At 33.2% G+C, this 15,648-nt stretch carries 10 protein-coding genes; 3 read left to right on the top strand and 7 right to left on the bottom strand.

The window, feature by feature from the left end; genetic code table 11:
• Window positions 1–205: 205 nt before the first annotated feature.
• Both gyrA and RT99_RS08225 read left to right on the top strand, forming a co-directional pair.
• Entirely contained in the window at window positions 206–2,842 is a 2,637-nt protein-coding gene (gene gyrA, locus RT99_RS08220) for a DNA gyrase subunit A (protein ID WP_042564251.1), read from the top strand.
• 47 nt (window positions 2,843–2,889) lie between these two features.
• On the top strand, window positions 2,890–4,161 hold the full coding sequence (locus RT99_RS08225; RefSeq protein WP_042564252.1) for a lipopolysaccharide assembly protein LapB: 1,272 nt from the start codon (window positions 2,890–2,892) through the stop codon (window positions 4,159–4,161).
• Between the two features lie 73 nt (window positions 4,162–4,234).
• On the opposite strand, the gene RT99_RS08230 is transcribed toward RT99_RS08225, so the two are convergent.
• The 7 genes from RT99_RS08230 to RT99_RS08260 all read right to left on the bottom strand — a co-directional run bounded on the left by RT99_RS08230 (window position 4,235) and on the right by RT99_RS08260 (window position 13,362).
• Complete coding sequence (locus tag RT99_RS08230) at window positions 4,235–4,654, bottom strand: OsmC family protein (RefSeq protein WP_042564253.1); 420 nt, start codon at window positions 4,652–4,654, stop codon at window positions 4,235–4,237.
• Between the two features lie 368 nt (window positions 4,655–5,022).
• Window positions 5,023–6,993 (bottom strand): DUF349 domain-containing protein, encoded by a 1,971-nt coding sequence (locus tag RT99_RS08235; protein ID WP_042564254.1) that lies wholly within the window; start codon window positions 6,991–6,993, stop codon window positions 5,023–5,025.
• A 248-nt stretch (window positions 6,994–7,241) separates the two neighbouring features.
• A complete protein-coding gene (locus tag RT99_RS08240; protein ID WP_042564255.1) occupies window positions 7,242–7,994 on the bottom strand; it encodes a hypothetical protein in 753 nt (250 codons plus the stop codon).
• A gap of 66 nt (window positions 7,995–8,060) precedes the next feature.
• Window positions 8,061–8,810: a shikimate dehydrogenase gene (locus tag RT99_RS08245; RefSeq protein ID WP_042564256.1), complete on the bottom strand. Its 750-nt coding sequence runs from the start codon at window positions 8,808–8,810 to the stop codon at window positions 8,061–8,063.
• Entirely contained in the window at window positions 8,810–10,207 is a 1,398-nt protein-coding gene (locus tag RT99_RS08250) for a tetratricopeptide repeat protein (RefSeq protein ID WP_042564257.1), read from the bottom strand. Before RT99_RS08250 ends, RT99_RS08245 begins: the two co-directional genes overlap by 1 nt.
• Window positions 10,208–10,398: 191 nt before the next feature.
• Window positions 10,399–11,595 carry an aspartate aminotransferase family protein gene (locus tag RT99_RS08255; protein ID WP_042564258.1) on the bottom strand — a complete coding sequence of 399 codons (1,197 nt, stop codon included), beginning with the start codon at window positions 11,593–11,595 and terminating at the stop codon, window positions 10,399–10,401.
• 84 nt (window positions 11,596–11,679) lie between these two features.
• Window positions 11,680–13,362, bottom strand: coding sequence for an OstA-like protein (locus RT99_RS08260; RefSeq protein WP_242607179.1), 1,683 nt, complete (start codon window positions 13,360–13,362; stop codon window positions 11,680–11,682).
• A gap of 401 nt (window positions 13,363–13,763) precedes the next feature.
• Here RT99_RS08260 and RT99_RS08265 point away from each other — a divergent pair, with 401 nt between their 5' ends.
• Window positions 13,764–15,635, top strand: coding sequence for an alpha-amylase family glycosyl hydrolase (locus RT99_RS08265; protein ID WP_042564260.1), 1,872 nt, complete (start codon window positions 13,764–13,766; stop codon window positions 15,633–15,635).
• Window positions 15,636–15,648 lie beyond the last annotated feature (13 nt).

Raw genomic sequence — 15,648 nt, forward strand, 5'->3', positions numbered from 1 at the left:
CCATACCCTTCCGAATCTCCTGTCAGCTAATAGACAAAAAAAATAACAATAAAAGCGTTAAAAAACGCTTAATTTATTAACTAAAAAGTAAAATAAAGTTGTTAATAAATCATTGAAATAAGTGTAAGTAAATAGCTGAAAAAATTTCAAAAAACCGTATCTTGGCACGCTTTGAAACTAATATAATTATTAAACATAACAACTTATGTCTGAAGGAGAAAAGTTAATTCCTATTAACATAGAAGATGAAATGAAATCAGCTTACATCGATTATTCGATGTCAGTAATCGTATCAAGAGCACTTCCGGATGTTAGAGATGGCTTGAAACCAGTGCATCGAAGAGTTCTTTACGGAATGTATGACTTAGGAGTAACCTCAAGATCTGCCCACAAAAAATCTGCGAGAATTGTAGGGGAGGTTCTGGGTAAGTATCACCCGCACGGAGATACATCGGTTTATGATGCGATGGTACGTATGGCTCAGGAATGGAGTTTACGATATTTATTAGTTGATGGTCAGGGTAACTTTGGTTCTGTGGATGGAGACAGTCCGGCAGCAATGCGTTATACTGAGGCGAGAATGCGTAAAATATCTGAAGATATTATGGCAGATATCGAAAAAGAAACAGTTGATTTTCAATTGAACTTTGACGATACCTTATATGAGCCAAAAGTAATGCCAACAAGAGTTCCTACTTTATTAGTAAACGGAGCAACAGGTATTGCAGTTGGTATGGCGACAAATATGCCGCCACACAACTTAACAGAAGTTATCAATGGTACTTTAGCTTACCTTGATAATAACGATATTGAAGTTGACGAATTAATGACACATATTAAAGCGCCGGATTTTCCAACCGGTGGTGTAATATATGGTTATGAAGGCGTTCGAGAAGCTTTTAAAACCGGTAGAGGACGTATTGTAATGCGTGCAAAAGTTGGTTTTGAAGAAGTTGACGGTAGAGAATGTATCATCGTTACCGAGATTCCATATCAGGTTAACAAAGCCGAAATGATCAAACGTACGGCTGATTTGGTTAACGATAAAAAAATTGAAGGTATTGCCAATATTCGTGACGAATCTGACAGAAACGGTATGCGTATCGTTTATATCCTGAAACGTGACGCTACGCCAAACGTAGTTTTGAATACCTTATATAAGTTCACTTCATTGCAATCATCTTTTAGTGTAAATAATATTGCACTTGTAAAAGGCCGCCCACAAATGTTGAATCTAAAAGATATGATTCACTATTTTATTGAGCACCGTCATGATGTTGTAGTTCGCAGAACACAATTTGAATTGCGTAAAGCAGAAGAAAGAGCACATATTTTAGAAGGATTAATTATTGCTTCTGATAATATTGATGAAGTTATTGCAATAATCAGAGGTTCTAAAAATACAGAAGAAGCTCGTGAGAAATTAATCGAAAGATTTAAATTATCAGATATTCAGGCACGTGCTATTGTTGAGATGCGTTTGCGTCAGTTAACAGGTCTGGAACAAGATAAATTAAGAGCTGAGTTTGAAGAATTAATGAAGTTAATTGAGCACTTAAAAGCATTATTAGCCGATGTTGATTTGAGAACTAAATTAATTAAGGAAGAACTTGAAGAAATTCGTGAGAAATACGGAGATGAGCGTCGTTCTCAAATTGAATATTCTGGTGGAGATGTAAGTATCGAAGATTTAATTGCCGATGAAAATGTAGTAATTACAATTTCTCATGCAGGTTATATCAAACGTACCAACTTAACAGAATATAAAACTCAAAACAGAGGAGGAGTTGGACAAAAAAGTGCAGGAACAAGAGATCAGGATTTCCTTGAGCATATGTTCGTTGCGACCAACCACCAATATATGATGTTCTTTACCCAAAAAGGAAAATGTTTCTGGATGCGTGTTTACGAAATTCCAGAGGGAAGTAAAACTGCAAAAGGTAGAGCAATTCAAAACCTTGTAAACATTGAAAGTGATGATAAAGTAAAAGCTTTCATTTGTACTCAAGACTTAAAAGACAAAGATTATATCAACAGTCATAACCTTGTAATGGTTACCAAACAAGGTCAGGTTAAGAAAACTTCTTTAGAGAAATATTCTAAACCAAGGGTAAATGGAGTTGCTGCTATTACTATTAAGGAAGGCGACGAATTAATGGGAGCACAATTAACTGATGGTGAAAGTCAAATTATCCTGGCAGTTAAATCTGGTAAACTGGTTCGTTTTGAAGAAACTAAAACACGTCCGATGGGAAGAACAGCTTCGGGAGTTCGTGGAATTAGCTTAAAAGATGATACTGATGAAGTAATTGGTATGGTTACTGTAGCTAAAAATGATGTTAACGATTCGCAAATTTTAGTTGTAACTGAAAACGGGTACGGAAAACGTACCAAATTAGTCGACGAAGATGGAGAAGATGTTTACAGAATTACAAACCGTGGTGGAAAAGGTGTGAAAACACTTAACATTACAGAAAAAACAGGAAAACTGATTTCTATCAACGCCGTAACTGATGCTGATGATTTAATGATTATCAACAAATCAGGATTGACAATTAGAATGGCTATTGAAGATTTACGTGTAATGGGTCGTGCAACGCAAGGGGTTCGATTAATTAACTTAAAAGGTAAAGATTCTATTGCAGCCGTAACAAAAGTCATGAAAGATGATGTTGAAGAAGTTGTTGTTGATGAAGACGGAAATGTAGTAGGACCTGTTATCGAAAGAGTAAAACCAGACTTAGAAGTTCTTGAAGACGACGGTACAGTTGAAGACGATGACGACGATACTGATGAAGCAGTAGAAGACGAAGATGACTCTGAAGAAGAATCAGAAGAGTAAAAATATATAACCACGAAAATTAAAATTAAATACACAAATTGAATATTATGAAAAGTAAATATGTAATACTTGCATCAGCATTATTGATTTCGGTAGCTACTTTTGCTCAAAAAGATCAAATTAAAAGTGCTGAAAAAGCATTAAAAGGCGGAGATGCTCAAGGAGCAATTACGATACTAAAAGATGCTGAAAACATGGTGGTGAATGCCAAAGATGTTGAACAGGCTCAATATTATTTTGTACAAGGTAATGCTTACCTTGATTTAGCAAATAAAAAAGTAGAAGAAAGCAAAAATTTATCTGCAGCTGCTCAAAGCTATAATAAATTGATTGAAGTTGAAAAAGCATCTGGAAAACAAAAGTATTCAACTCAGGCTGCAGCTTCAATTACTCAAATTAAAGGTTTATTGATTAACTCAGCAATTGCTGATACTCAGGCAAACAAACATGCTGACGGAGCAAAAAAATTGTATGATGCTTATTTGTTAGACAGAAAAGATACAATTAACTTGTATTATGCTGCGTCAACAGCTGTAAATGCTCAGGATTACGATACAGCTTTACCAATGTATGAAGAGTTGAAAAAATTAAACTATTCTGGAAAAGGAACAAGCTATACTGCAATCAACAAAGCTTCTGGTAACGAAGATGGTTTTAATACAGCTAGCGAAAGAGATTTGGCTATTAAATTAGGAACTCACGAAAAACCTAAAACAGAAGCAATTCCTTCTAAAAGAGGTGAGATCTACAAAAACTTAGCTTTGATTTTAGTACAAAAGGGACGTGTTGAAGATGCTAAAAAAGCAATTGCAGATGCAAGAAAAGCAAATCCGGATGATTCTTCTTTAATTCTTTCAGAAGCTAATTTATATTTAGAAACTAAAGATTTTGAAACTTACAAAAAATTAGTTGGAGAGGCTTTACAAAAAGATCCAAACAATGCTGATCTAGTTTTCAACTTAGGAGTTATTAGTGCAAATGCTAAAAACAATGCCGATGCTGAAAAATATTATTTGAAATCAATCGAAATTGATCCAAACTATACAAATGCTTATCTTAACCTTGCAGCTTTAAAATTAGAGGCTGAGAAACCAATCATTGACGAAATGAACAAATTGGGAACTTCTGCAAAAGATATGAAGCGTTATGATGTTTTAAAAACAGAAAGAGAAAATGTTTTCAAAGGAGTTATTCCTTATCTTAAAAAAGCACATGAATTAGATCCTAAAAATGATGATGTTTCTAAAACATTATTAGGGGTTTACAAAGCTTTGGAGATGACTGCTGAAGCAAAAGCATTAAAAGCTACAATGAACTAAGAAGTCTATTTCTTATATAAAAAAAACCATTCGTTGAAACGAATGGTTTTTTTTATGCCTTATACTTTTTAAATTAACTTACTAAAGTAGCAGATAAAGTAATTGTAGTATTCAATAATTTAGATATCGGACAAATTTCTTTTGCTTTTGCTGCTGTTTTCTCGAATTCTTCTGCAGAAATAGAAGGAACTTTTCCTTTTAAGTCTAAATGAATTAAAGTAATTGTACCATCTTCAAAAGTTACAGTCGCTTCTGTAGATAAATCATCTGCAGTAAAACCTCCCTCATTTAGTAAAAAACTTAATTGCATTGTAAAACAACCCGAATGAGCTGCAGCAACAAGTTCTTCAGGATTTGTTCCAACGCCATCTGCAAATCTGGTTTTAAATGATAATTGAGCGTTATCCAGGGTTGTACTTTGAGTACTAATTTTTCCAGTTCCTTCCATACCTGTTCCTTGCCAGTTTGCGTTTGCTTTTCTTGTAAATTTCATGTGATATTGTATTAAGGTTTATAATCTTTTGATACTCAAATATAATCAATATTTTACAGAATAGTTTTATGGAATTTAATTAGAATGTTAAGTTTGGGGTTGTTTAAGCTTATTTTGTTTCAGGTTTAAAGTTTCAACGTTTATCAGGCTGAGCGGAGTCGAAGCTCGTTACTATTGGAAGATATTAAAAAAAACTTTATGATGTGTTAGGTTTGAAACACGATAAAAAAAAGCTGCAATGAAAATTTTCAATGCAGCTTCTATATTTTAGGATTTGAACTTAATGTTGCGTGGGTTTCGACTCCGCTCAACCTGGCAATTGCCGCTCAACCTGACAATTTAATTATTACTCAATCTAATAATTCATCTTATTCCTGACCTAAATTTCGTAATTGTTTCAGTTTGTCTTTCCAAACGTCAAGGCTTTCCTTGTGAATAGCAATGTTTTTACGAACTTCAAGAACAATTGAATTCTCTTTTTTAGCGTTTTTAGTATTTGTAAAAAACTGAATGTTATTCTCTAATTGGAATATTTCGTTTTGTACTTCTTCAATTTTACGCATTAAGAAAATCTTTTCGTTATCTAATTTTCTGGTATCGTTACTTTCAGATAATGAATCAATTCTGTTTGAGAAACGCATCATTTCTGTTTCTTTCTTGCTCAAACTTAATTTTTCGAAAAGAGCATCCAGAATTTTGTTGAATTTACCTTCGATATGACGTCTTGAAAAAGGAACTTTTCCAAAGCCTTTCCAGGTTTCAATATGTTGTTTTATTGCATCTAAATCTGTTTTGTGATCACCAGTTAACTGGTAAGCTCTCAAAATATCTAAATAAGCTTTTTTATTATCGAAAGCGGCAACTTCATCACCGTTTTCTTCAGATTTATGCTCTTTTAATTTATCAAAATAATGATTGCAGGCGTCTTTAAATTCTTTCCAGATTTTATCAGAATATTTTTTAGGTACATGGCCAATTTGCTTCCATTCTTCCTGAATTTGCTTCATTATTGGAGTAGTGGCAGCAAAATCTGTACTTTCCTGTAATTCTTTGGCTTTAGCAACCAAAGCCATTTTTTTATTTAAATTATCGTTTTGGTCTTTTTTAATGTCTTTGTAAAACGAATTTTTAAATGAATTAAAGTTTCTAACAGCAGTTTTAAACGCGGCCCATGTTTCTTCATTTACTTCTGAAGGTACTTTACCAGCTGCAAAAAACTCATTTCTAAGTGCCTCAACTTTTTGTATTTGTAATAGCCATTGCGAATGCGAGTTTACTTTTTCGGTACCCAGAACTTCTATTTTTGCAATAATTTCCTTTTTAACCTCAAGGTTTTGCTGCTCGTTTGCTCTTTGGCTTTCAAATAAAAGTTCTCTTTTATCATGAATTTTTTTAGTTAACTCACTAAATTTATTCCAAATCACATCACGGTGTTCTTTAGAAACCGGCCCGATATCTTCTTTCCAGATTCTGTGTAAATCCTGTAATTCACGGAAAGCTTTGCTGATATCAGTTTCATTAACCAGTTCTTCAACACGTGCAATAATTTTTTGCTTTTGATCTAAGTTATATTTAAAATCCAGATCTCTAGCTTCACGATCTAAATGCAGATAATCATAGAAATTTTCTACATGAAAGTGATAATTATTCCAAACGTGATTGTATTTATCTTTCGGAATTGATCCTGCATTTTTCCATCTTTCTCTTAAATCATTAAAATGTTTAAGCGTGTCTTTGATGTTTTCCTGCGGATTTATAAGTTCTTTTAGTTCTTCAACAATAGCAAGTCGATTCTCTAAATTTGTTTTTAAATTAGTTTGTAAATGTTTAAAATGAACATTTCTTTTTTCTCTAAAGATGTTGTAATATTCGTCAAATTTAGATTTTAAAGGAGAATGATATTCAAATTCTTCATTCGGATCCTCTTTAGAAGCATTAAATTCTTCTTTTTTCTCTTCTATAAGATGGTTGTATTGTAATAAGAATGATTTTTTAATTTCTTCAATATGATCTTTTACAGACATTACTTTGTCTGTATTGACAAGTTTTTTCAATTCATCAACAAGCGCATCCATTGAAAAAGTGTCATAATCCTGCATAGGAATATCATGACGCTCTTTTAGCGTCTCATCTTCACTCTCTTCGGCATTCGAATTTGTAATAGCGTCTAATGCTGTTTGATGATTTGCTTCCTCAGTTTCATCAGCACTTTCTATTTCATTTTCGGGTGCTGTCACTGTGTCTGATGTTTCAATTGCATCATTTTCTATAGAATCACTAATTTCGATTCCAACTTTTCCGTCTGCCTCTTGCAGGTTATCATTCTTTTCTTCTAACATTTTAAATGTATAAGTATATTGATTTAAACATTGCGAAAGATAGTAAAGGTGTTTCTAAATACAAAATAAATCGTTTGTTTATCTGCTATTTTGCGGTGAAATTCTTATTTATTGGAGTGATTTAAGATTATGATACTTGTTTTTTCGCTTTATTTTTGAAGTAAATTTAAATTTCAAAACAATATCGTTTTAAGAAAAACAATTATAAAATAATATTTTAGTAAAGAAGTTCTTATTTTAATTAAAGCTTAAAATAGAATTAACATTCCGACTTCGATACCAAAATTATAAGACTTATGACTTCCAAAACCCATACTTGGATGAATATACGCCATATCGTTTGCTGTTATTTTTCTGCCAAATTCTAAAAAAGCATTGTTTGGGAATCCCTTGTTTGTAGCGTTATATCTAAACGCAGCATCTGCGGCAATCCAGTTTTTCCCCATTATAAACATGAAATAATTTTCAAATGAAGTCGTATTTATGTCGTCTCTATTGTCAGAACCTGCAAAACTAAGCTGGTTTTCTAAAGAAGAAATCCATAGTATTTTATCTTTCTTTAAATATTTTCCATAGAAAACTGCGGGAGCGAAAACCCATTTTCCGGATCCGCGAGCGGGATCAGTTGCAGAATTAGAAATGACCCTGGCGCGAAACGCAATTCCGCCATTTTGATGTTCTAAATAAGGAATATAACTAATTCCGGCACCAATATCACCAATTCCGGTTTTATTATCAGAACTTGAGTTGGTTGAAATTAAAGGAAGATCTAATCTTAAATTCCACGCTTTGTTGGCGATAGGATGTAAAAATCGAAGCTCGGTCGTATTAAATGACCCGGAATCTGTATCTAAATATTCATTAAATAATAAAATGGTTTTTAGATAATAATGATAGCGAGCCTCCGTATATACATTTTTGGCAGCTTCTTCAATATCCTGAGCTTTTGCGAAAAAAGTAATTAAAAAAAATAGCAGTAAAAAAAGGTAGAATTTTTTCATAACTACTTATAAATGAGCAGTCTAAAAGTACGAAAATTACCTTAATATTTTACCCTCTGCTGTTTTTTATTTATTCCATATTTTCCATGCTTTTTCAGCCTGAAAAATAAGCATATCATAACCGTTTTTAATTATTGCTCCTTTTTCTTTAGCATTTTTTAAAAATTGCGTTTCGGCAGGATTATAAATTAAATCGTAAGCGATGTGCTTATCTGTAAAAAACTCATACGGAAGATTAGGACAAGCTTCAATATTCGGACTTGTTCCTACTGGAGTACAGTTGATTATGATTTGAAAATTATCAAATGTAGTTGCATTTATCAAATCGTAATCAATAATATTTTCTTTTGCCTCTCTGGAAACAAAAGTATAAGGAATATTAAGTTCGTCAAGAGCAAAGGCAACACCTTTTGATGCGCCTCCTGTACCCAGAATAAGCGCTTTTTTATGATGTGGTTCTAATAAGGGCTTTAAAGACTTTTTAAAACCATAATAATCTGTATTGTAGCCTTTTAATTTTCCTTTTTTGGTGAATTTAATGGTGTTAACAGCCCCAATTAAGGCTGCTTTTTTTGATAATTTATCTAAAAACGGAATAACTTGTTCTTTGTACGGAATTGTTACATTTAAACCATTTAAATCAGGATTGTTTTTGATTAATCCGCTGAAATGATTGATTTCAGAAATATCAAAATTTTCATAGCTATTGCCTAAAAAAACTTCATCATTAAACTTTTCAGTAAAATATCCTTTTGAAAATGAGTAACTAATATTACGCCCTAATAAGCCAAAACGTCTTTTTAAAATATCAACCATTATTGTTTTCTATGTTTCTCAATATAATTTCTAACCATTTTTTTTGCCCAGACAACCGGAAATAAATCTTCAATTAAAATATAATTATCAAAGTTTAAACGTAACCCGTTGCTTAAATGGAATTTTGCTTTTGTGTTGTCCTGAATCATAAAGTACAATCCGGCTAAACGATATTCTATTTCGTTTTCTTCAGGAAAATATTCTGTAGCCTGCAATAAGGTTTGAATTGCACTTTCAAATTCTCCTAAAAATTGTAAAATATCAACCCAGAATAACCAGGTGTCTAATGCATAATCACCAAATTCTACCGCTTTTCTGTATCCAAATTCTGCTTCTTCAAAAAAGTTCATTTGTTTATTAATCGTTGCGTAACGTTTCCAATACAAACGATTTTGATTGTCGATAGCTAATGCCTTATTCACAAAAAATAATGCTTTTTGAAAGTTTTTCTGGCGAACATGAAAATCGGTAATAGCAATCCAGCCTTTATCCAAAAGCGGATCTTCATGAACAGTTTGATTGTAATATTGAAGCGCTTTTACAGAATTTCCAAGTTTTTCGTAACATTTACCAATTCTCAATAAAGCATACGAAGTCGCATCGTCCAATTCGATTGTGCGGTTGTAGCTTTCAATTGCTTCGTTGTATTTTTTAAGACGCTCGTAAGCTTTTGCTTTTTCCATAAAAGCCCCTAAAAACTCATCGTCAATAAGAGTTGCATAGTCAAAAGCACGAATGGCGTTTTCGTATTCTTTTACCCCATAATGCAAACGTCCAAGTTGATGCCAGGCGATTTCGCTATATGGATTTTTGTTGATATAGTCGTTAAGATAAAGAATAGCTTCCTGATTTTGATCTAAAAATTCAAAACAGTAAACTACATTATATAAGGCAGATTGATCTTCTAAATCTTCTTCAAGACATTTGATGAAACTGTCTTTTGCCATCTCAAGGTTATCCATGAAAAGATATTCCATTCCAATCAGGTTATACACGTCAGCGTAATCGTCAGTATATTGCAAGGCAATTTTAAGCAATTCTACAGCTTTTTCGTGTTGATCTCTTTTAGAACAGATATTGGCTTTCTGAATGTAAATTTCCTCGTTGTTTGGTTCGATTGCATACAACTCATTTAAAAGCTTTTCAGCGATCTCAAGTTTGTCGTCATACACCAGCATTTCTACTTGTACTAATTTTAAGCCTGTAGATTTTGGGTGTTGGTCTAATGCAAGTTTTAAGGCCTTTTTTGCTAAATTAGCCTTACCTATATCTAAATAATGAAGAATGATTTCTTCAAATTCTTCAGAATCAAAAAAGAGCACTTTGTTAGTTTTTAACATCGACTCAAATTTGGATAGGGATAGGTTATAATCTTCTTCTTCGTTGCTTAATTGCATACTTTGTTTTATTTGAAATTAGCCTGTTATAAATTTAGGCAACCATATTATTGTTGTGCGGAATAGAAATTAATTGTTTTGAACAATTTAATTAACAATATGGACAGAATTTACATTCTGTTTTTAATCATAATCTTCTGAAATGTAAAAGATTATTCGTTATTATTCTTCTTTTTAATGTAAAGCTTTAATTAAGCTTTTTGTTGTCTTTTAATGATTTGATCCATAACTTCTAAAATTATGGCGCAGCCTTCTTTTATTTCTTCTTCAGAAATGGTTAACGGAGGCGTTATTCGTATAGCGCAACCTTCAAATAGTAACCAGAATAAAATAAGACCTTTGTCCTGACAGCTTAAAATAACTTCATTGGTTATTTCGGCTGTTTCGGTCATTGCGGCAAGCATTAATCCTTTTCCTCTAACTTCCTTTATCAAAGGATGTACCAAAAGCGATCTGAACAGTTTTTCCTTCTCTAATGCTTCCTGCATTAAATTAGTTTCAGTTAATTCCTGCAAAGTAGCCAAACAAGCTGACGCAATGACAGGATGACCCCCAAAGGTGGTTATATGCCCTAATTTAGGATTTTCTGTCAAAAGGTCCATTTTTTCTGCTGAAGCTGTAAAAGCTCCTACAGGCATTCCGCCACCCATACCTTTACCCATAACGACAATATCCGGAACAACATCGTAATTTTGAAAACCAAATAGTTTTCCCGTTCTGCCGAAACCCGGCTGGATTTCATCGACAATCATCATGGCGCCAACTTCATCACAACGTTTACGGACTTTCTGTAAAAAGTTATCGTGAGGCTGAATAAACCCGGCACCGCCCTGAATTGTTTCAAGCAAAATTGCTGCGGTTCTGGTTGTTATTTTTTGTAAATCTTCTTCGTTGTTAAAGGTAATAAAATCAACGTCAGGAAGCAATGGTCGAAAGGCTTGTTTGCGTTCTTCAAATCCCATAACACTCATAGAACCCATTGTGTTGCCGTGATATGCATTATGACATGAAATAAGCTGACTACGACCTGTTGTTCTTTTGGCCAGTTTAAGCGCACCTTCAATCGCTTCTGTACCTGAATTTACCAAATATGTTTTATTTAAAGATTCCGGCAGGAGTGAAGCCAGCAACTTACAATACTGAACAGCTGGACTTTGTGAATATTCGCCGTAAACCATTACATGCGAATATTTGTCTAACTGATCTTTTATAGCCTGATTTACCCTCGGATGCTGATGCCCTAATGTACAGGCAGAAACGCCGGCAACAAAATCTAAATATTTTTTATCGTTAGTATCGTAAATATAAGAGCCAATGGCATGTGAAACTTCCATTCCTAACGGATAAGGAGAAGTTTGTGCCTGGTATTTTATAAAATCTGGGTTCATTTTTTTGAGGTTCTAAGTTGCTAAGCTACTAAGATTCTAAGTTTTTTAGTTTTGGATAGAAAACTGAAAACTGTGACTAAAAAACTACTTCTTAGCTTTGGCAGTTTTTGTCGTATCCGCTTTAGCTGTATTTGTTTTTACAGCAGGTTTCTTTTTACCGTAATCAAGTGTTTCTTTCCTGACTTTCATCGGGACATTTTCTTTTGCGTTTTCGTCTTTTCCTTCCTGAATTAATTTCTCATTCATTTCATTTTCTTCGGCTGTAAAAATATCATCTTTCGATTTTATCCTCTCATCTCCGCGCCAGACCAAACCTCTTAATTTACGGGCATTTTCGGGTAAATCAGCTTCGGGATAAATATCACCATCTACTTTATTGAAAAACGTAATGGTTTCAACCGCATTATTCTCTAAAATAAGATTGATTTTACTGCTTACATTTTTATTAATTCCGATGAGTTCATTCGCGTCATTTCTCATATAATAAATGACTTCGGTATTTTTGATGACGTCAACATCATGCAGTTTTCCTTCTTTGAATTTTCCAAATAAATTAAGTCCTTTTACTTGGTTAAAACCGGTACTGAGCGTGTCCCGCGAGACCAGAAATGTATTATTGAGAACTTTTAGTGAATCCAGTTTTTTGGTGTTATTATCACCAATTAAATGCATAATATCTCCGGTAATTTGATTTTCGCCATTCCATAAAATCGGATTTCCGATTAGTTTTGTCAAAGCCGTTTTAGAATTAGAATGAATCGAATCACATTTTCCGCTCATATCAGTTTTGTAAAAACGAACATTATTATAAGCTCTCAAAATGCGTTCGCCTTCTTTTCCTGTAACCATCAATTTAGTTCCGTGAATGTAAACAGAATCATTTTCAACCAGGTTGATCGCAACGGCTCTTTTTGTTACAAACATAGAGTCCTTTAGCTTGTATAATTCTGCATAATGGCCTTTTACAACTCCTTTATTAATAGAATCCGTGATTTTTACATTTCGTGTTGCCGAAGCAAATTCGGTATTTCGATTATAAAATAAACTATCGCCTTCTATGCGCCTGTCATCATATTTTATATAAGAGTTTCGAACAAAATGGGCTATGTTTTTCTTCGTATCGTAAAATCCTTTTTCGGTATAAATATAATTGGCTTTACTTGTAATCGTCGAGGGGCCAAGTAAATAACTATGGCCTGAATTGCTATAATAATCTAAATGATTTGATTTTATAACGTATTTTGGATTCGTAATTGTCACTTCGGTTAAAAACTGAAACTTCTTTTGAGCAACATAATAACGACCTGATTTACTTACCAAAGTATTATCTTTATTTACAATTGTTCCTTTTGAGTTATAAAAAACTTCCTGAACATTTCGGTCAAAATTAATGGTATCCGTTTGCAAAGTTGCATCCGGAGAACTCATAACGGCATCTCCTGTGGCGAAAGCTTTTTTAAAATTTCCGTTATATTCGGCGTATTTACTATTAAGAAATAAAGTATCTCCCTGTACCAATTGTACATTACCAAAGGCTTTTAGGTAGTTTTCTTTTTGAAAAAAATAAGCTTTATTGCAAGTTAGCACAACACCATCATGATTTACTTTTACATTTCCGGTTAGTAAAAGTGCATCTGGCATTAATTCCTGATTTACATCGGAATAATCAGCATTTTCGACAATAATTTTTTTAGGTGCCTGCGCAAAAATGCTTTGAACACTTAAAAACAGCAAACAATAAGATATGAAAAAGAGTAATTTCTTCAATTGATTAAATTTTTGTCAAATTTATGAAAAAGGTTACAACCTTTGAGGATATTAGGATTAATTTATATTTTTTATCAGGTTCAGAGGTTCATAGTGGCAAAGGTGCAAAGTAGTATCTTCTAACAGAATCAAATTTATAGACAATATATAGCGTAGAGACGCACAGCAGTGAGTCTAACCCAAAGAAGAGCAAGAAAAACCTTTGTCCCTTTGAACCTCTGCCACTTTGAACCTTCCTTAAGTTACCAACAAAACTTAAAACTATTTCGTTGTAGTTTGGTTTTATGATTATAAATTAAAATTAGTTTCTTTTGAATTTTAAAAATTAGTCTAAATTTAAAAAATGGTTTCTATTTTTTGAATGCGTCTTTTTATTCAAATTAGAAAGTTATAAAACGATTATGATAAATAAAAGAATTTTGGTTGCTGGAATGGCTGCAACAATGCTATTTTCGGCATGTAAAACAAACGATTTGAGAATGAATACAGCAAATGAAGAAAATACTACAAATAAGAAAATTGTAGTATATCAGGTTTTTACACGTTTATTTGGAAATAAAAATACAACCAACAAACCTTGGGGAACAATTGAAGAAAATGGAGTAGGAAAGTTTAATGATTTTACAGATAAAGCGCTTCATGAAATCAAAGATTTGGGCGTTACTTATATTTGGTATACCGGAGTTCCGCATCATGCTTTGGTTGGGGATTATACAGCTTACGGAATTTCAAATGACGATCCCGAAGTAGTAAAAGGCCGCGCCGGATCGCCATATGCGGTAAAAGATTATTATAATGTAAATCCTGATTTGGCCGTAAATCCGGCAAATAGATTGCAGGAATTTGAGGCTTTAATAGATCGAACACACAAAGCAGGTTTAAAAGTAATAATAGACATTGTTCCCAATCACATTGCCCGAAAATACGAAGGGAAAAAGAATCCCGAAGGAGTTAAAGATTTTGGTGCCGATGATAATATAAATGTAGAATATAGTCGCGATAATAATTTTTATTATATACCGAAAAATCATTTTGAAATCCCGGATGGAGATATTCCTTTAAACGGAGAAAAAAATCCAATGGTTGACGGTTTCTTTGATGAAAATCCTGCTAAATGGACAGGAAACGGATCTCGAAAGGTAAAACCGGATCAAAATGATTGGTACGAAACCGTGAAAGTAAATTACGGAATTCGTCCGGATGGCTCAAAAGATTTTCCTGAACTTCCTTCGGGGTTTGATCAAAAGTCATATCAGGAACATTTTGCTTTTTGGCAGGAAAAAGACGTTCCGGATTCCTGGAAAAAATTCAAATCTATCGCTTTGTATTGGACAGCAAAAGGAGTTGATGGATTTCGTTATGATATGGCCGAAATGGTCCCGTATGAATTTTGGAGTTATATGAATTCGGCTATCAAAATGAAGAATCCTGATGCTTTTTTATTGGCAGAAGTTTATAATCCCAATGAATATCGTAATTATATTCGTTTAGGGAAAATGGATTATTTGTATGATAAAGTAGAGACTTATGACAAACTAAAAGATATAATTAGAGGAAAATCGTCGCCGGATGGATTGTCGGATATTCAAAAAGGAATGTCGGATATTGAGCATCATATGTTGCATTTTTTGGATAATCATGATGAACAGCGTTTGGCAAGTCCCGAATTTGCAGGAACACTCGAAAGAGGAAAACCTTTAATGCTGGTTTCTACGACAATCAGCACATCACCAACAATGATTTATTTCGGTCAGGAAGTAGGAGAGGCCGGAAATGAAAATGCAGGTTTCGGTACGCGTTCCCGGACTTCAATTTTTGATTATATCGGAGTTCCAAATCATCAACGCTGGATGAATGAAGGAAAATTTGATGGAGGAAAACTTTCTGAATCAGAAAAAAACTTACGTGATTTTTACAAGCGATTATTGAATTTTTCGATTAACAGCTCTGCTTTAATGGGGAGTTTTCAGGAAATTCAATCTGTAAATCGCCAGAATAATGCGGGTTATGATGAATTGATTTATTCTTATGTTCGCTGGTCACAAAATCAAAAACTAATAATAGTTACAAATTTTTCATCTGAAAAAACAAGCGAATTTGATTTGAAGATTCCAGCAGATATTATTTTAAAATGGAGTTTAAAAGATGGAAAATATCAGCTAACAGATCAATTATATCAAAAGAGTTCTATTCAGTTAGAAGTAACAAATGGAGAAGGAATTGCAAGAGTTAAAATTAGTCCTTCAGAATCATTTATTTATGAGTTAAAATAGATTTTTCAGTTCG

It is taken from the genome of Flavobacterium sp. MEB061, from assembly GCF_000834715.1.
Taxonomy (GTDB): Bacteria; Bacteroidota; Bacteroidia; order Flavobacteriales; family Flavobacteriaceae; genus Flavobacterium; species Flavobacterium pectinovorum.